This window comes from Methylocapsa acidiphila B2 (genome assembly GCF_000427445.1).
Taxonomy (GTDB): domain Bacteria; phylum Pseudomonadota; class Alphaproteobacteria; order Rhizobiales; family Beijerinckiaceae; genus Methylocapsa; species Methylocapsa acidiphila.
The window spans coordinates 607,723-624,694 of sequence record NZ_KE386496.1 but is presented as its reverse complement, the minus strand read 5'-3'; the positions used below and the strand labels follow the sequence as shown (position 1 = coordinate 624,694).

Annotated in this window: 15 protein-coding genes; 6 read left to right on the top strand and 9 right to left on the bottom strand. The window is 61.7% G+C overall.

Annotation, left to right across the window (positions count from 1 at the left end):
• Nucleotides 1-44: 44 nt before the first annotated feature.
• Nucleotides 45-527, top strand: a complete 483-nt coding sequence (gene ruvX, locus METAC_RS0104400) for a Holliday junction resolvase RuvX (RefSeq protein ID WP_026606078.1) — start codon at nucleotides 45-47, stop codon at nucleotides 525-527.
• A 327-nt stretch (nucleotides 528-854) separates the two neighbouring features.
• Complete coding sequence (locus METAC_RS0104390) at nucleotides 855-1,589, top strand: hypothetical protein (RefSeq protein ID WP_026606076.1); 735 nt, start codon at nucleotides 855-857, stop codon at nucleotides 1,587-1,589.
• A gap of 70 nt (nucleotides 1,590-1,659) precedes the next feature.
• On the opposite strand, the gene METAC_RS22315 is transcribed toward METAC_RS0104390, so the two are convergent.
• Complete coding sequence (locus METAC_RS22315) at nucleotides 1,660-3,171, bottom strand: amino acid permease (RefSeq protein ID WP_036255282.1); 1,512 nt, start codon at nucleotides 3,169-3,171, stop codon at nucleotides 1,660-1,662.
• 243 nt (nucleotides 3,172-3,414) lie between these two features.
• Between METAC_RS22315 and METAC_RS0104375 the strand changes: the two genes are divergently transcribed.
• The 3 genes from METAC_RS0104375 to METAC_RS0104365 all read left to right on the top strand — a co-directional run bounded on the left by METAC_RS0104375 (nucleotide 3,415) and on the right by METAC_RS0104365 (nucleotide 6,617).
• Nucleotides 3,415-4,692 carry a flavin monoamine oxidase family protein gene (locus METAC_RS0104375; RefSeq protein WP_036255279.1) on the top strand — a complete coding sequence of 426 codons (1,278 nt, stop codon included), beginning with the start codon at nucleotides 3,415-3,417 and terminating at the stop codon, nucleotides 4,690-4,692.
• A 190-nt stretch (nucleotides 4,693-4,882) separates the two neighbouring features.
• Nucleotides 4,883-6,133, top strand: coding sequence for a GNAT family N-acetyltransferase (locus METAC_RS0104370; protein ID WP_026606073.1), 1,251 nt, complete (start codon nucleotides 4,883-4,885; stop codon nucleotides 6,131-6,133).
• A gap of 49 nt (nucleotides 6,134-6,182) precedes the next feature.
• Nucleotides 6,183-6,617 (top strand): HIT family protein, encoded by a 435-nt coding sequence (locus tag METAC_RS0104365; RefSeq protein WP_026606072.1) that lies wholly within the window; start codon nucleotides 6,183-6,185, stop codon nucleotides 6,615-6,617.
• A gap of 206 nt (nucleotides 6,618-6,823) precedes the next feature.
• Here METAC_RS0104365 and clpA read toward each other — a convergent pair whose 3' ends face one another.
• From clpA to METAC_RS0104335, 4 genes are all read right to left on the bottom strand, one after another.
• Nucleotides 6,824-9,301: an ATP-dependent Clp protease ATP-binding subunit ClpA gene (clpA, locus tag METAC_RS0104355; protein WP_026606071.1), complete on the bottom strand. Its 2,478-nt coding sequence runs from the start codon at nucleotides 9,299-9,301 to the stop codon at nucleotides 6,824-6,826.
• Nucleotides 9,302-9,314: 13 nt separating this feature from the next.
• On the bottom strand, nucleotides 9,315-9,695 hold the full coding sequence (gene clpS, locus METAC_RS0104350) for an ATP-dependent Clp protease adapter ClpS (protein ID WP_051335779.1): 381 nt from the start codon (nucleotides 9,693-9,695) through the stop codon (nucleotides 9,315-9,317).
• A gap of 544 nt (nucleotides 9,696-10,239) precedes the next feature.
• Complete coding sequence (locus METAC_RS22310; protein WP_036255277.1) at nucleotides 10,240-10,917, bottom strand: phasin family protein; 678 nt, start codon at nucleotides 10,915-10,917, stop codon at nucleotides 10,240-10,242.
• Nucleotides 10,918-11,078: 161 nt separating this feature from the next.
• Nucleotides 11,079-11,420, bottom strand: a complete 342-nt coding sequence (locus METAC_RS0104335; protein WP_026606069.1) for a phasin family protein — start codon at nucleotides 11,418-11,420, stop codon at nucleotides 11,079-11,081.
• Between the two features lie 256 nt (nucleotides 11,421-11,676).
• On the opposite strand from METAC_RS0104335, the gene METAC_RS0104330 reads away from it, so the two are divergent.
• Entirely contained in the window at nucleotides 11,677-13,335 is a 1,659-nt protein-coding gene (locus METAC_RS0104330) for a D-alanyl-D-alanine carboxypeptidase (RefSeq protein WP_026606068.1), read from the top strand.
• Nucleotides 13,336-13,416: 81 nt separating this feature from the next.
• Here METAC_RS0104330 and METAC_RS27010 read toward each other — a convergent pair whose 3' ends face one another.
• The 4 genes from METAC_RS27010 to METAC_RS0104310 all read right to left on the bottom strand — a co-directional run bounded on the left by METAC_RS27010 (nucleotide 13,417) and on the right by METAC_RS0104310 (nucleotide 16,770).
• Nucleotides 13,417-14,136, bottom strand: a complete 720-nt coding sequence (locus METAC_RS27010; RefSeq protein WP_026606067.1) for a DnaJ domain-containing protein — start codon at nucleotides 14,134-14,136, stop codon at nucleotides 13,417-13,419.
• A gap of 10 nt (nucleotides 14,137-14,146) precedes the next feature.
• Nucleotides 14,147-14,866: a hypothetical protein gene (locus METAC_RS0104320; RefSeq protein ID WP_026606066.1), complete on the bottom strand. Its 720-nt coding sequence runs from the start codon at nucleotides 14,864-14,866 to the stop codon at nucleotides 14,147-14,149.
• Between the two features lie 144 nt (nucleotides 14,867-15,010).
• Nucleotides 15,011-15,664, bottom strand: a complete 654-nt coding sequence (locus METAC_RS0104315) for a glutathione S-transferase family protein (protein WP_026606065.1) — start codon at nucleotides 15,662-15,664, stop codon at nucleotides 15,011-15,013.
• Between the two features lie 50 nt (nucleotides 15,665-15,714).
• On the bottom strand, nucleotides 15,715-16,770 hold the full coding sequence (locus METAC_RS0104310; protein WP_026606064.1) for an acyltransferase family protein: 1,056 nt from the start codon (nucleotides 16,768-16,770) through the stop codon (nucleotides 15,715-15,717).
• Nucleotides 16,771-16,972: the final 202 nt, after the last annotated feature.

Sequence of the window (16,972 nt, the reverse complement as noted above, 5' to 3'; positions counted from 1 at the left end):
TGCACGCAAGCTCTCGCACGATGCGCTTCTGCGATGGAGGAGAGATGACGACGGAAACTCTCGAGCTCGTCGACTTGCAGCCGCGCATCGGCGCGCGGCAAAGGCTCATCGGCGTCGATCTCGGCACGAAGACGATCGGCCTTGCGCTTTCGGATGTCGAGCGCCGGATTGCGACGCCGCTCGAGACCATCCGCCGCACGAAATTCACCAAGGACGCCGCCCGCCTCGTCGAGCTTGCGGATAAATTCGACGTCGCGGCGCTCGTCATCGGCCTTCCGCTCAACATGGACGGCTCGGAAGGCCCGCGCGTGCAAGCGACCCGCGCCTTCGTCCGCAACCTCGGCGGATTGACGGCCCGCCCTTGCGTCTTTTGGGACGAGCGGCTCTCGACGGCGGCCGTGACTCGCGCCCTCATCGATCAGGACGCCTCGCGCGCCAAACGCGCCGAAGTCGTCGACCGGATGGCCGCGGCCTATATCCTGCAAGGCGCTTTGGACCGGCTGCGCTGGCTCGGCCAACCCTTGTGACGGAGCCGGCGGAAGGCGAGACAAAAAGGAGCGGCCAAAGCATTGACGAAAATCGGAGACGGCGAAGCCGTCGCCCGCTTGTTCGAAAATGCGGCACATTGAATAATTGGAGAGCTTGGATGAATTCCCTGATCTGGAATGCCCTCTGCGCCTCGGCGGTCGTCGGGCTCTTTTGCAGCCTGTCCTTTTTCTCCTCCTGCGCGCATCAAGCCCGCGCCGCTTTAGTCCCTGTACGGGCGAAACAGCGCGATCTGCGGAAGCGCTGACGCCGAAGCTGTTTCGTTCGACCCATCAAGCACCGACCAGGAAGGCGTCGAGGATCGACCCATGAATGAAGTATTGCGACGTAAAGACCCGATGAACCGGTCCATCACCGAGGTCGATCCGAGCCTTTTCTCTTCGAGCTTGACCGGCTGGCTCGAAGTGACGGCCCATGTCATGGCGCAACGCGCCGGCAAGGCTCAGCCCAACCCCGACGGCTCGATTCCACCGCTTTCGAAGTCCGACCTCAACACGACCGGGGTCAAGACCATCGCCGACGATTCCATCTTCGCCTTCGGCATAGCCTCGGCCTTGAAGGCGGATAAAGCCGCCTTCGACAAGGTTGAAAAGGACCTCGTCGCGCTTTACGGCGAGAACTTCCCCGGCTCTTTCGCCTTTTGGCATTTCAAGCAGGAGCCGGACGCCAAGCCCGAAACCCTCGAGGATCACATCGGCATGATCGGCAAGACCTTGATGGAAGATGGCCATTTCGAGCCGAAGGATACCTGGAACGCGGGCGTCCGCTTCCTCGAGAAGATCCGCAAATCAAACTTCAAGGTCGAATTGGTCGGCCCGCTCGCGGCCTGGGTTCGCCAGCAATGGACCACGCTCTCGACGCAGCTGAAGTCGCAGCTCGTCAAGCCCGAGGAAAATGTCCCCCCGATCAAGGAGGCGCTTGCGGACGAGCGCAACGACGAAAGCTTCATCGCCGCGCTTCTGCTCGCCTCGATGGCCGCGGTCGATCAAGAGCTGACCGAAGATTACCAGGGCTTTCTCAAATCCATCGCCCGCCGCGTGTAAGGTTTGCCGGGGCCCAGACGCATGGCCTCATGAAGGCGCGGCGATCAACGCCGCGCCTTATGTTTTTTGCCTATCGTTTCGCCGGCTTGACGAGACCGAGACGCCTATTCCCCGCATGGCTGTGCTTGCGGCCATAGAAGAAATAAATCGCAAGGCCGATCACGAGCCAAACCGCGAGACGAATCCAAGTGTCGCTCGGCAGGCCGAACATCAGGAAGATCGCCGAAGCGGCGCCGAGCGGCGCCACGACGAAGACGAAGGGCGTCTTGAACGGGCGGCGAATCTCGGGATTCCTGATCCGGAGCGCGAGGACGCCGAAACTGACCACGACGAAGGCGAATAGGGTGCCGATGCTGACAAGCTCGCCGACGAGGCCGATGGGCAGCAGGCCCGACAGGATGGCGACGATGACGCCAGTCAGGATCGTGGTGACATAAGGGGTCCGAAAGCGCGGATGCACCTTGGCGGCGAAGGGCGGAAGCAACCCGTCATGCGCCATCGAGTAAAAGATGCGGGACTGGCCGAGCAAGAGCACCAGGACCACCGAGCTCAATCCGAGGATCGCGCCGAATTTGATGATGGCGGAGAACCAGCCAAGGCCGATGGCGTCGACGCCGAGGGCGATCGGGTCAGGCACGTTCAGCTTATCGAAGGGCACGACCCCGGTGATGACGATCCCGACCAGCACATAGAGTATGGTGCAAATCGCGAGCGAGCCCAATATGCCGATCGGCATGTCCCGCTGCGGGTTATGCGCCTCTTGCGCCGCCGTCGACACGGCGTCGAAGCCGATATAGGCGAAGAAGACAACGCCGGCGCCGCGCACGATTCCACTCCAGCCATATTCGCCGGGGCCGATATTCGGCGGAATAAACGACCCCGTCGGATTGCTCGCGGTCACCCAATTCGCGGTGGAGACCGACCATATCCCGACAAGGATGAAGGCGACGATGATCAGGAGCTTGATGAGCACGATCGCATTATTCACCCGGGCCGATTCACGGATGCCGACGACCAGCAAAGCCGTGACCATGATGACGATTAAGGCCGCCGGAATGTTGAACAGGGCGCCGGTCTGGACCCAGACGCCGCTCGCCGGGTCAAAAGTAAGCGGCGCGCTCGCCAAGTGGGGCGGCACGATGACGCCCAGATCCTTCAGGAAGCTTGCGACATAGCCGGACCATCCGATCGCGACTGTTGTCGCGCCGAAGGCATATTCGAGGATGAGGTCCCAGCCGATGATCCAGGCGATGAATTCACCCATCGTCGCATAGGCGTAGGCATAGGCGCTGCCGGCGACCGGGACGGTCGAGGCCATCTCTGCGTAGCAAAGGCCCGCGAAGGCGCAGACGAGGCCGGCGAGGACGAAGGACAATGCGACGGCTGGGCCGGCATAGGCTGCGGCGGCGTGGCCGGTCAGCACGAATATGCCCGCGCCGATGATGCAGCCGATGCCAAGCGCGATGAGGCTCGTCAGGGACAGCGTCCGATGCAATTGAGCCTTTTCGCCTGCCCCGCCTTCGACAATTGTCGCCTCAGCCTCGAGAACGGCGATGGACTTGCGCACCCAAATGGTCGTCATGACATGCCCTGTGCTAGCTTGAATTGGCGATCTTACGCGCAATCATGTTGATAGAATAAATCGATATCATGAGCATGATGATATTTTCGGCTTCAAAGCGACCAAGCGCGCGAACGTCAATCGGCCAGAGCGGGGTGCGAAAAATGGAATTCGGTGCTTCGCATAACGTCACGCTCTCGCTTTCGAGGCTCAATCACGATGCGTCTTGATATTCATCCAGAGGCGCCGTGATCTGAGACGCAAATGGCGCAGATCGCGCAAGACGGACGTCTCGCAACGTCACCGCTGCCGAGCCATCCCGAGGTCGTCGTCATCGGCGCCGGCGCCTCGGGTTTAGGCGCGGCTGCGCGACTCGCCGCCGCCGGCGTTGCTCTGGTCGTGCTCGAAGCTAGGGATCGAATCGGCGGGCGCGCCTGGACCCGCAGGATCGGCGGCCATGCGCTCGATCTCGGATGCGGATGGCTTCATTCAGCCGACCGGAATCCTTGGACGCGCATCGCCGAAGCGGCCGGGCTCACACTCGACAGGACGGATCCGGTTTGGACGTCGCAGAGCCTGGATCTCGGCTTTAGTCGGGAGGACCAGGATGCTTTTCAGGCCGCTGCGGAGCGCTTCCAGACGCGTCTCGCGGCAGTGGACCCGAACGGGCCAGATTTTGCGGCCGCGCGGCTTCTCGAGCCCGGATGTCCGTGGAATCCCTTGATCGACGCAGAAAGCAGCTTCATGAACGGCGCGGAGCTCGATAGGGTCTCCGCGAAGGACCTGTCTTTCTACGCCGATAGCGGCCTCAATTGGCGCGTGCGCGAGGGCTTTGGGGCGACGATCGCCTGCATGGGCGCGGGCTTGCCGATCGCGCTCGACTGCGCTGTTTCGCTTGTCGATCACTCGGGGCGGAACCTACGCGTAGAGACGTCGCGCGGCGCGCTGACGACGAAGGCCGTGATCGTGACCGTGCCCACATCGCTGCTCGCCGCTGGGTCAATCAGGTTCCAGCCCGAGCTGCGGGAAAAGGTCGAGGCGGCTTCTGCGCTGCCGCTGGGGCTCGCCGACAAGCTCGTGATGACGCTCGATGCAGCGGAGGCCCTTCCGATCGACGGCCATCTCTTCGGCGATCCGCGCAAGACAGCGACCGGTAGCTATCATTTGCGTCCCTTCGGCCGCCCGCTCATCGAAGGGTTTTTCGGCGGCGCGCTCGCCCATGATCTTGAGGCCGAGGGGCCCGGCGCCTTCCTCACCTTCGCCGTCGGCGAACTCGCCGGGCTTTTTGGCGAAAACATCCGCGCCCGGCTGCGCCTCGTCAGCGAAACCTCTTGGGCGCGCGATCAATTCGCAGGCGGATCCTATTCTTACGCTCTGCCCGGCCGCGCGGACGCCCGCGCTTGTCTCGCAGCGCCGGTGGACGAGCGCCTGTTTTTCGTCGGCGAAGCGTGCTCGGCGCGTGATTTCACGACCGCGCATGGCGCCTATGCGACCGGCGTCGAAGCCGCCGATTGCGCAATCGCTCGGCTACGGCGGCCTTGAGACGCGACGCTTTTTTAGGATGGAAAAAACTAAAAGCATGCAAAGTGATCGAGCTTCCAAAATAAGGGCGGGAATTTTCGCGAAATTGCGGATTCCACTTTTTCGCATCCCGCAGTCGGGGCGCGGCGTCTTTATTGCAGATGCGAAGCGAGCCGAGACGAAATGAGGCTCCGGCTGAGGATGAGCCGCCATGCCTTTGCCCTACACGGTCCATATCGCCCAATCGATGGACGAGATCGACGCCGCGCAATGGGACGCCTGCGCCAATCCCGAAGCTCATGAAATCCCGGCCGCCTTGCGGCCCGAGGGCGACGAGTCGATTCCAATCGGCGATTCGACCGAGTCGCAACCCTGCGCGCAGGACATCGAGCGATTCAATCCTTTCATCACCCACGCCTTCCTGCAGGCGCTCGAAAGCTCCAAATCGGTCGCGCCGCGCCACGGCTGGACGCCCACGCATATTGTGGTGAAGGACGCCGCCGGACGTTTGTCCGCCGCCGCCCCCGCCTATTTGAAGACCCATTCCATGGGCGAATATGTCTTCGATTTCGGCTGGGCCGACGCCTATCAGCGGGCGGGCGTGCAATATTATCCCAAGCTTCAGATCGCCTCTCCCTTCACGCCGGCGACCGGGCGGCGACTTCTGGTCGCGCCGGGGCATGGCGAGACGGCGCGTCAAACCCTCATCGCGGGCTCAAGGGCCTGGCGCGAGAAAATCGGCGCCTCGTCCATTCACGTCACCTTTCCGACGCGGGCGGAATGGGAGACTCTCGGCGCCGCCGGATTTCTCCAGCGGACAGGCCAGCAGTTTCATTTCATCAACAAAGGCTACGCCGATTTCGAGGCTTTCCTCGCCGATCTCGCCTCGCGCAAGCGCAAGATGATCCGCCGGGAGCGCAAGGAGGCGCTCGCGCCCGGCATTGAGATCGAGCGTCTGACCGGGGCCGCTATCACGGAGGCGCATTGGGACAGTTTCTTCCTCTTCTACCAGGACACGGGCGCGCGCAAATGGGGCACGCCCTATCTCACCCGCGCGTTTTTTTCCGCGGTCGGCGCGGCCATGGCCGATCATATCCTGCTGGTGATGGCGAAACGCAACGGACGCTATATCGCGGGCGCGATCAATTTCATCGGCAAGGACGCGCTCTATGGGCGCAATTGGGGCGCGATCGAGGAGCATCCCTTCCTGCATTTCGAGGTCTGCTATTATCAGGCGATCGAATTCGCGATTCTACGCGGACTCGCCCGGGTCGAGGCCGGCGCCCAGGGGGAGCACAAGCTCGCCCGCGGCTACGGACCGGTTCCGACTTATTCCGCGCATGACATCGCCGACAAGCGCTTCGCCCGCGCGATCGACGAATATCTCCAGAGGGAGCGTGTCCATATCGATGCGGCGATGGAGGAATATGGCGAGCTGACGCCATTCAAGAAGGGGCCTTGACCCCGCGCGCGCTTCCCCTCAAATCGAGTCGAACGAGGGAGGAAACGCGATGACGCCTGCGCCTTATGACGATGCGAATGTCTTCGCCAGGATCCTGCGCGGCGAATTGCCCTGCCATAAGGTCTATGAGGACGAGCACGCCCTGGCGCTGATGGACATCATGCCCCGCGCGGACGGCCATGTCCTTTTGATCCCCAAGGCGCCCGCGCGCAATATTTTCGACGTCGAGCCCGCGAGCCTCGCCGCTTTGATGGGACCATTGCAGAGAATCGCCCGCGCGGTGCGGAAGGCTCTCGACGCCGACGGGATCACGATCCAGCAATTCAACGAGCCAGCCGGCGGCCAAATCGTTTTCCATCTGCATTTCCATATTCTGCCGCGCTGGGCCGACGTCGCCTTGCGGCCCCATACGGGCGCGATGGAAAAGCCGGAGATCCTCGACGGTTTCCGCAAGAAGATCTCGGCGGCGCTGGAGGAGGCCTGACCTCAATCGCCCCGCGCCGCCGCGGCGAGCCGCGCATGCGCTTTCCGAGCGCATGGATTCCTGCGTTCGATAGGAAATCGCTCCGTATTCAAATGATTGAGCATATCCGATTGGAAGATGCTCAAAGAGCAAATCAACAACACAAAATCAAAAGAGGCCGCGACATCGGTCGCAGCCCCATAATTATTTCATCACGTCGCCGACGCTCAGTTCTTCAGGTCCGGCTCCTCGCCGCCGACCGTCTCGGCCTGATCGTCGTCCGGATCTCCGGAGGCGTCATTCGCCTTGAGGCGGCGTGATTTAGCGCGGCGAACTTCCGGCTCGGCGCGAACCCGCTTCTTGCCGGCTTCGACAATATCCCGCTCGGGCCGCGGCAAAATCGGACCTTCGGGGAAGACGAAGCCGAGTTTCCGCACGCCGTCCTCTTCCGCCGTGACCACGACGCGCACCGTTCCGCCATTCTTCAAGCGGCCGAACAGGACCTCGTCGGCCAGAGGCGTCTTGATGGTCTGCTGGATGACGCGCGCCATCGGCCGCGCGCCCATCTGCTCGTCATAGCCGTGCTCGACCAGCCAATTGCGCGCCTCGTCGGTGAGCTCGATCGCGACATTGCGGTCGGCGAGCTGCGCCTCGAGCTGCATGATGAACTTGTCGACCACCTTGCTGATAACCGCCGTCGGCAAATGGCCGAAGGTGACGACCGCATCGAGCCGGTTGCGGAATTCCGGCGCGAACATGCGGTTGATCGCTTCGACATCCTCGCCTTCGCGCTTCGACTTCGTGAAGCCATAGGCTGAGCGCTGCATATCGGCGGCGCCGGCGTTTGTCGTCATGATCAAGATCACATTGCGGAAATCGACCTGCTTGCCGCTGTGATCCGTGAGCTTGCCATGATCCATCACCTGCAACAGGATGTTGTAGAGATCCGGGTGGGCCTTCTCGATTTCGTCGAGAAGCAACACGCAATGCGGATGCTGATCGATCGCGTCGGTCAAAAGCCCGCCCTGATCGAACCCGACATAGCCGGGAGGCGCGCCGATGAGCCGCGAGACCGTGTGGCGCTCCATATATTCCGACATGTCGAAGCGGACGAGCTCGACGCCGAGGCTCACGGCGAGCTGGCGCGCGACCTCGGTCTTGCCGACGCCGGTCGGGCCGGAGAAGAGATAGCTGCCGATCGGCTTCTCACCGTCGCGCAAGCCGGCCCGCGCCAGCTTGATCGCCGCGGTCAGCGCCTCGATCGCCTTGTTCTGGCCGTAGACCACCCGCTCAAGCGTTTCGGTCAGATGCTCGAGAACCTCGGCGTCGTCCTTCGAGACGGTCTTGGGCGGAATCCGGGCCATTGTCGCAATGGTCGCCTCGACCTCCTTGATGCCGATCGTCTTCTTTCTCTTGTTTTCAGGCAGCAGCATCTGGCTCGCGCCGGTCTCGTCGATCACGTCGATCGCCTTATCCGGCAGCTTGCGGTCGTGAATGTAGCGCGCCGAAAGCTCGACCGCCGCCTTGACCGCTTCATTGGTGTAGCGGATCTTGTGGAATTCTTCGAAATAAGGCTTCAGGCCCTTCATGATCTCGATGGCGTCGGGGATCGAAGGCTCATTCACGTCGATCTTCTGGAAACGCCGGACGAGCGCGCGATCCTTCTCGAAATATTGCCGATATTCCTTGTAGGTCGTCGAGCCGATGCAACGCAGCGAGCCTTGCGCGAGCGCTGGCTTCAAAAGATTGGACGCATCCATTGCGCCGCCGGACGTTGCGCCCGCGCCGATGACCGTGTGAATTTCGTCGATGAAGAGGATCGCCTTCTTGTGGTTCTCGATCTCCTTCATGACCTGTTTCAGGCGCTCTTCGAAATCGCCGCGATAGCGGGTTCCGGCCAGCAAGGTGCCCATGTCGAGCGCGAAAACCGTCGCTTCCGCGAGAACTTCCGGCACTTCGGACTTGACGATCTTGCGGGCGAGGCCTTCAGCGATCGCTGTCTTGCCAACGCCCGGGTCGCCGACCAACAGAGGGTTGTTCTTGTGGCGCCGGCACAAGACCTGGATCGTGCGCTGAACTTCCGCTTCGCGCCCGATCAGAGGATCAATCCGTCCCTCGCGCGCCTTCTTGTTGAGATTGACGCAATAGGCGTCGAGCGCGCCTTCCTTCTTCTTGGAATCGCCTCCGTCCTTGCCCTCTTTCGCGTCGCGCCCCTCCGCCTCCTCCTCGGCGCCGCGCGGCGTCTTCGAGGCGTCGGAAAGGCCAGGCCGCTTGGCGATGCCATGGCTGATGTAGTTGACCGCGTCGTAGCGGGTCATGTCCTGCTCTTGCAGGAAATAGGCGGCGTGGCTCTCGCGCTCGGCGAAGATCGCGACGAGCACATTGGCGCCCGTGACCTCTTCGCGTCCCGACGACTGCACATGGATCACGGCGCGTTGAATGACCCGCTGGAAGCCCGCCGTCGGCTTGGCGTCCTCGCGGCCGTCGCCGACCAGATTGTCGAGCTCCTGGTCGATATATTCGCGCAAATTCTTCTTCAAGAGTTCCAGATCGACTGAGCAGGCGCGCAGCACGGCCGCTGAATCGCTGTCCTCTGTCAGACTGAGAAGTAAATGCTCCAGCGTCGCATATTCGTGGTGACGCTCATTGGCGACGGCGAGAGCGCGATGGAGCGATTGCTCGAGATTGCGGGAGAAGGACGGCATTGGCTCCAACCTCTCATTTCTTTTCCATGATGCATTGCAACGGGTGCTGATGCTTGCGGGCGTAATCCATGACTTGCGTGACTTTGGTCTCGGCGACCTCGTAGGTGAAGACTCCGCATTCGCCGACGCCATGTTGGTGAACATGAAGCATGATTCGCATCGCCTCCTCCGGTCCCTTGTTGAAATATTTCTTCAGGACCGCGACCACGAAATCCATCGGCGTATAATCGTCGTTCAGCAACAGGACCCGATACATGCTCGGTCTCCGCGTTTGCGTCTTCGACCGAGTGATCACCGCCGTTCCCGAACCTGACCCGCCGTCGCCCCCCCGTTGCGGGTCCTTGGCCGCGCGGATCGACCCGCGGACACTCTCTCTTGCGTCGGCGAGCCCAATTCCGGCGCCCGCGTCGCCGCGACCGGGCCATTCAGCCCGGAAAGAGATTCGCCGAAGAAGTCCGTCCGTCACAACCAAGGTCCTCGCCTTCCAATTATAGATAACTCGCCGCGCCTTTTTGGCCAGTACGAAACCCGAGACCGAAACCCAAGTGAACAACGCGCGCGCTTTCCTCGCAAGAGGGAATCGAGCCGCGCGATGAATCGGCAGCTCCGCGGCGCGCCGAGGGTCGAAGACGAGCCGCAAGCCAAGCCTCCAAGACAGGTAGGCCTCCAAGATGAGCCCGAAAGGATTTTCAGCAAAAACTGCGCCGCGTCGAATGAAGAAATCGCGCGCGGCCACGGCGGCGATCGCGCGAGCTTGAAGATCCGGGGCGCGTCGCTGACGAAATTGTAATGCGCGGATCAATTTAAAAGCTCAGAGCACATTTTCGGCGCCGCTCAAATAGGCAGCGTCATCGTCATAGAAATTCATAAAAAAAGCCCGGCGAAAGCCGAGCTTTTGAAGCTTTATCCTATCCATGAGCCGTGAATGCGCGCCGCCCTCAGGATCCGCGCCGCCAATGGCCGGAGCCGAACCGATTGAAGCCCGAATAAATCTCGCGCACCCTGGTCACATAGGAGATGAATCCGGCAAAAGAAGTCTTCGCGTAGGCCGCCTGGATCTGAACGGCGTTCGAAAAAGACTTTGCGCCGATGAGCTCTTGAATGAATTGGGCGCCGTTCTCGAACGAGCGTCGGGAGTACTCACTCGCCTCCGCTGCGATCTCGCTCAAGCCAGATCGGGCGTGAGCCTCGCCTGCATTTGGAGAAACGAGCCTGTCTTGCCGCTCAGGTCGATCGGGAACATTGTCATGAGACACGGCCTCTTGCAGCACAACGGCTTCAGGAGCGCTCTCGGCCGCCGTTTCGATTTCGATCGTCTCATCCGCCGCAGGCGCGACGGCTTCAGCCCCAACGGCGTCTTGCTGGGCTTCCTCCGCGTCGTACGTCGAGGACGCTGCGTCTTGCTCGATCTCCGCCATGACATTCACCCCGTTCAATGCGTTCTGTCGCTTCCCAATCAAAGGCGACAGCCACAGGGCCGCAGCCGTTTCACAGCCTAGGCTGCCGACATCGCGGCTCATCATCGTGGATTGCGTCGCGACGCAATCCGATGGTCGATCGTCAAGCGCTTCGCCGACGCGAAGCGCGTCGACACATTCAGCCTCTTCGGAGCGCATCGCCCCCCAAGCGTCTTCATGTCGGCGCGCACAAAAAAGGCCCGGCCTGTGCCGAGCCTCTCAGAAGGCAGTCCAGAGGAATTGCGATCCGAGACTTCCGCGGCGCAACCACGAAATTGCAACGAAGGCTCTGCGCATCCGCCAGCGCAACCGGAGGCGGACTATTCTTTAAAGGATTGAACTTTGGAAATCGCCGTCTCGATCGGCTTGAAGGCTTCCTTAGCGAGGTTGGAATAGATCTCGCCGAGTTTCGTGGCCTGCGCGATGAAGCCCGCATACGAGTTTTTGGCGTATTCCGACTGAATTTGAATGGCGCTTTCAAAGGACTTGGCGCCGAGCAATTTCTCGAGGAAAGCCGAGCTGTTTTCCAGCGACTTTTTCGAATATTCCGTGGCCTCGGCGGCGATCGTCTGCCAGCTCTTGGTCAAGTTGGACGTTACGTTTGTCGCGGCTTCGAGTTGCTCCTTGCCGAATTTCTGGAAATCATCGATTTGATAGGCCATTTGATTTTCCTTCGCCGAGCATGCGCCGTTTCGTCCCTCGTAGGGGCGGCTTCTTGCCACAGGCGCGTTCGTAAGCCTGTAGCAACTTAGATATAGTGCAGCGCACAAATCACGTCAACTTGATCTTGCAGCGCAGCATAAGCTCGAATTGAAACATTTGGCGGCGCTTCAAGTCGCGCTCTTAACCCCTCGGTAACCGCCCGGATTTAGCGTCTCCGAGAGAACCATTGCATGTCGCAGACAGAGGATGCCTGACATGATGAAATTGGGCGCGACAGTTCGTCGCACAAATTTTGCCGTCGCCCTATATGGTTTCACGATGGTTCTTGCGGGCGGCATCGCGGCCACGCCCGCCGAGGCCCGCCATCACTCTCACCATGCCGCCGCCCGTGCGCATTTTTCGCGTCACGCGCATCACGTCCATTTAGGCCACCGTCCGCGCTCCCTGACCAGCGTGAACCCAAGAAATTTCGCGGCGATCGTCGTCGACGCCAATTCCGGGCAAACGCTTTTTGCACGCAACGAGAACGAGATTCGACATCCGGCGTCGATCACCAAGGTGATGACCTTGTACCTCCTGTTCGAGCAGCTCGAAAAAGGGAGCCTCCGCCTCGACAGCGACGTTCGGGTTTCCGCCCATGCCGCGCGCCAGGCCCCGACGAAGCTCGGCCTGCGCCCCGGCGAGACGATCAGCGTCGAGGATGCGATCAAGGCGGTCGTCACGCGCTCCGCCAATGACATCGCCGTCGCGATCGCCGAGCGCATCGGCGGCGACGAGGACACCTTTGCCGAATTGATGACGCGAAAGGCCCATGCGCTCGGCATGAGCCGCACGCATTTCGCCAACGCTTCCGGCCTGCCCAACGACGAGCAAGTGACGACCGCGCATGACCTCGCGCTCCTCGGCCGCGCGATCCAGGACCGCTTCCCGCGCGAATATCGTTATTTCTCGACCCATGTCTTCCATTATGGCGGCGCGGCCATCGCAAATCATAATCATCTCATGGATCGCCTCGAGGGCATGGACGGGATAAAGACCGGCTATATCCGCGCCTCTGGATTCAATCTTCTCGCTTCTGTGAAGCGCGACGGGCATTTCATCGTCGCCGCCGTCCTGGGCGGCGCCAGCGCGGCCTCGCGCGACCGACTCATGGCGGGTCTGATCGAGGACAATATCGAGAGCGGCGCGACGGTCCGCACAGCGGCCGCGATCTCCGAAGGGAATTCCGGCGAGGCCGTCGCGACGCTCGAAGCGCCCAGGCCCGCGCCGACGCATCAGGAACTCGAGGTCAAGAACGCCTCTGCGAACCTGGATCAGAAGCCGAGCCCGCGAGCCTCGGCGACGGTCGCTCCCGCCAATCTCACGGCCAGCGCCGACCCATTTCGCGTCGCATCGATCGACCCTACAATACCCTTCCAAAGACCACGCCCGGCCTTCGTCTCGGGAGCCGCGAAGACGCAAGCCGAGGACATGCGCGGCGCGGAAAAAGAAACCGGCTCGAGGGCCGCCGCGCCTGACGGCTCGACGTCGCATTCAGGCCATGGGGCGGCCGCGGCGAGCGCAACCCCCTCGCCGACCCACACAGCCTCGGCTGCGCCGGCGAGGGAGCGCAGCGCCGAGAAGACGGCTTCTCTTTCGACCGCCGAGTCCCACCGCCCGGCCGCCGCCCACAGCGGCTGGATGATCCAAATCGGAGCCACCGACGACATCGCCAAGGCGACCGCGCTGCTCGCACGCGCCAAGTCGGAAGGCGCGAAAGCTCTGAATTCGGCGCTGCCCTTTACGGAAAAAGTGCAGAAAGGGTCCGAAACGCTTTATCGCGCCCGTTTCGCCGGCCTCCAGGCTGATAGCGCCGAACTCGCCTGCAAAACGCTCAAGCGTTCGGGATTTTCCTGTTTCGCGACAAAAAACTGAAATTGCGGCAGCTGGCCGCCGTCCATCTCGATTTCGCCAATCTCGCCCAAACGGGCATCAAACTCGAACCTTTCCGGACCCCTACTGATGACGTCGCATCAGGACATCCTTCGCTTCGTTGACTCGCGCAGCCAAATCCGTCGTCCCGCCGTGATCTGGATGCAGCTTTTTCATCAAAGAACGGTGCGAGCGAACGACTTCCTCCCGAGAGGCGCCTTTTTGAAGCCCCAAAACCTCATAAGCTTCATCCTTGGACATGGCGCCGGCCCGGCGCGGCGCGCCGGCGCTCCCCTCGTCGCGCCACTGATCCTCTGCTGGACGCCAGCCGGGAAACCGGCGGTCAAGATAGGCTTCCAGAAGCCGCGCGCCATCGGGATCGTCCCGGCAGCAAAGACGGTGAAGGAGTTCGCATTGCGGCCGCGTCAGAGCATCTAACTGCTTGCCTTCGTCCGGCCCTGCGAGAATGACCCCGCGCATCTTCCCTGTGGCGTGATCGAGCTCCATCTCGATCATGGCCGATCTCACGCAGGACGCGCGGCGAGCGCCGGCCCCTCCGACCGATCTGAACAGGCCGAAGCGGGAGCCGTAGCTGATCCTCAATAGCCAGGCCGCGAGGCCGCCGAGGCCGATCGCCATATCGACGCGCCCACGCAACAAGAGAAATCCGGCGACGACAAGCGCCGCCCACCCGCCGGCCCGGCGGAGAAGTTGGGCGAGCGCCGCGGGATTAGCTTGGGCGAAAGCCTTGAGCGCATAAAGCCCGATCCAAAAGACCAAGAATCCGGCGAGGAGGTACAGCATTCCAGGTGACTCAACGCAATTGCGATAAGAGGAGATTTGCCGCCGCCGCCCCCCGCGCGCGCGCTTCGAATTCAAGCGCCCTTCGTCCGCCCGCGGCATAGGCGGCGGCGGCGGAGAGAAGCGCGATGAGCCGCTCCGGAGCGGAAGCGTCGAATGTCGCATAGGCGCCCCCGGTCAGCAAGGCGATGTGACGAAAGGCCCGCTCTGCGACGCCGTCGCGCCCCTCCTGAAATAGGAAGGCCTTCACGCCAAGCAGTCCAAGCTCGCCCGCGAGCCCGGCGAGGAGGTCGAACTCCTCCTCCATCGCGTCGCCGACGAAGACCAAGGCGCGAATGGGGGTTTTCCGCGTCTCGTCGCGGACATGGCGCAGCACTTTTTCGATTTGCGTCTGGCCGGCGCCCACCGAAATCCGCGTCATGAGCGAGGCGAGCCCCTGCCCGCCGGACATGAAGTTCGAGGCTTTGCATTCGCCGAAGCCGCGATAATAGATGAGCTGAACCTCGAGGCCGCCATGCGCGGCGGCGGTCGCGAACATCTTGCCTTGGACGGATTGGGCGAGATCCCACGTTGCTTGCCGACTCATCGTCGCGTCGAGCGCGAAAACGAGCCGTCCCTTCCCGCTCGCCTGCGCCGCCGGAACCTTCTCAGCCGCGCCGAGAAATGCGTCGATGTCCGATTTCGCGCTGGGCTGAGGCGTGAGCGCTCCGCCCTTGCCTCCCGTTCGATTCACTTGGCTCCCCACACGGCTTTTGGATCCATGTCGCCCTTATAAGTTGGACCAAAGCGCGAGAACGGCAAGCGCTTTGAGCGGTCCGCTGAGGAATTCTCCGCCGCCGCGACGCGCAATGCGCTCCGTCGGGCGCGACGGTCGGTCTCAGAGGGCTTCGTATTTCTCGATTTTCCAGCATTCAACCGCAGCGTCGGCGCTCCAACTCCGCCATGCCGGCAGCGCCATGACCGCCTCCATATAGGCGCGCGTCGCCGGCGCAACCGCGACGTCATAGACATGGAGGCGATTGACGACTGGCGCGAACATCGCGTCGACCGCCGAGAAAGCGCCGAAAAGAAAAGCCCCCTCTTTGCCGAACTGCTCCCGCGCCTCGGCGAAAGCCTGCTCGAGGCGGGCGACGTCCACCGCCGCCTCAGGCGTCAGCTCGCGCTTGGAAACCGGCCGGCGCATGTTCATCGGCAGAAGCGCTCGCAGAGCCATGAAACCCGAATGCATTTCGGCCGAAAGCGAACGCGCCTCGGCGCGCGCCGCCTGCGGCTCTGGCCAGATCGGAAGATGCGGATGCCGCTCGGCCAGATATTCGATGATGGAAAGCGAATCCCAGACGCGAATGTCGCCGTCCTGAAGCGAGGGGCATTTTCCGCTCGGCGCGTAGCGCAAGATCTCGGCCCTAGTGCCTTCTTGCGCGAGCGGAACGACGATTTCCTCGAAGGGAATGTCGAAATGCCGCATCAAGAGCCAGGGACGAAAGGACCAGGACGAATAGGCCTTATTGGCGATCACGAGCGTGTAGGTCATTAGGCGGGCCAGATGTTTTCGAGGAACGGGGCGTGGTCAGAAGAACGCGCTCATGATTTTCGAAACGCGCGCAAGGCCGTTGCAAAAGGTGGCAATCCCCCCGCGAAGACGGGCGCGTTCTTACCGAACCCGACCCAGGGCGCGATGCGCCAATAATTTGCGGCATAGAATAGGACCATCGGAAAAATCACGCCGGCCGTCGTGCCGAAGACGACATGGACGAAGGCGCCGTGAACGCCGAGCTTGAGCAAGAGGCTCCGAATCGCCGCAGCGAAAATCACATGGGCGACAAAGATGGCGATCGTGGCCTTGCCGATATTGGACAGGAATTGCGGCTGATACGGGCTCTTGAACTCGATCCAGCGCGCGAGCGAGAGAGTGAGCGCGGTTCCGCAAAAACCGGTCGCGAAACGCAAAACCTCGAAAGCCGGATAGCGAATGACGAGCGCCGCCGCGCCGATCCAACCCACGGCCCACCACGGCAAGCGCCGGGCGGAGAGGATTGCCTCCTTCACATTTTCATTCGTCGCCGCAATCAAGCCGAATCCCACAAAGGTTCCGCCCTGGCTGAATTTGAAGATCGTCCCGGCGAACACTGACAGATCCTCGACGCCGGCCAAGAAAGCTTGGCAAAATAGATAAGTCAGCGAAAAGGCCCCAAACAGGGCCAGGACGAGCGTTCTCGAAATCCGCGCGGCGACGTAATAAGCGAGCCGCGCGACCAAAAGAGCATAGAGGAACCAGTAGACTCCGATCGAGCGTCCCGGCGCCAGAATGTCGATGAAGTCGGATCGTGAAAAATGTGCATTGGCGCCATTGGGGAACGCCACATTCATCGACAAGAAGATCCATGACCAAATGAGGTAAGGCGCGACGATCGTCAAAAAAGCACCTGAGGCGAAAGCCCGCGGCGGCTGGGCTGCCAGCCGCGCGGACAAAAATCCGGAAACGAAGAAAAACAGAGGCATATGAAAGGTGTAGATGACGTCGCTAAGGGTCGCGTAGAAGCCGGCCGGCGACACGACGCCCACTTTCTCAAGCCCGCCGATCGTATGGCCGAGGACAACGAGAATGATCGCGTACCCCTTAGTATAATCAAGGTACAAAATTCGCTTACTCGTTGTCATATCAAGCCCTCGCTTATTCTTTAATGTATGCACAGATGACAGTCGTACCGCAACACTCGTCAAATCGTGAGCGGCCCTAGATAAACCAGAATTAATCGTGCATTTTGACTGCCTCAAGGCCACGTCGCCGACCTTCAACGCGTGAATTGGCCCTGGAAAAGCGCGAGCCCATCGATGAAGC

Excerpts from the sequence above, each read along its gene's own strand:
- clpA (WP_026606071.1), bottom strand. The coding sequence starts at position 9,301 with ATGCCGTCCTTCTCCCGCAATCTCGAGCAATCGCTCCATCGCGCTCTC.
- METAC_RS22315 (WP_036255282.1), bottom strand. The coding sequence starts at position 3,171 with ATGACGACCATTTGGGTGCGCAAGTCCATCGCCGTTCTCGAGGCTGAG.
- METAC_RS0104335 (WP_026606069.1), bottom strand. The coding sequence starts at position 11,420 with ATGGCCTATCAAATCGATGATTTCCAGAAATTCGGCAAGGAGCAACTC.
- METAC_RS0104370 (WP_026606073.1), top strand. The coding sequence starts at position 4,883 with ATGCCTTTGCCCTACACGGTCCATATCGCCCAATCGATGGACGAGATC.
- METAC_RS27010 (WP_026606067.1), bottom strand. The coding sequence starts at position 14,136 with ATGCTGTACCTCCTCGCCGGATTCTTGGTCTTTTGGATCGGGCTTTAT.
- METAC_RS0104365 (WP_026606072.1), top strand. The coding sequence starts at position 6,183 with ATGACGCCTGCGCCTTATGACGATGCGAATGTCTTCGCCAGGATCCTG.
- METAC_RS22310 (WP_036255277.1), bottom strand. The coding sequence starts at position 10,917 with ATGCGCTCCGAAGAGGCTGAATGTGTCGACGCGCTTCGCGTCGGCGAA.
- ruvX (WP_026606078.1), top strand. The coding sequence starts at position 45 with ATGACGACGGAAACTCTCGAGCTCGTCGACTTGCAGCCGCGCATCGGC.
- METAC_RS0104390 (WP_026606076.1), top strand. The coding sequence starts at position 855 with ATGAATGAAGTATTGCGACGTAAAGACCCGATGAACCGGTCCATCACC.
- METAC_RS0104375 (WP_036255279.1), top strand. The coding sequence starts at position 3,415 with ATGGCGCAGATCGCGCAAGACGGACGTCTCGCAACGTCACCGCTGCCG.
- METAC_RS0104330 (WP_026606068.1), top strand. The coding sequence starts at position 11,677 with ATGATGAAATTGGGCGCGACAGTTCGTCGCACAAATTTTGCCGTCGCC.
- METAC_RS0104315 (WP_026606065.1), bottom strand. The coding sequence starts at position 15,664 with ATGACCTACACGCTCGTGATCGCCAATAAGGCCTATTCGTCCTGGTCC.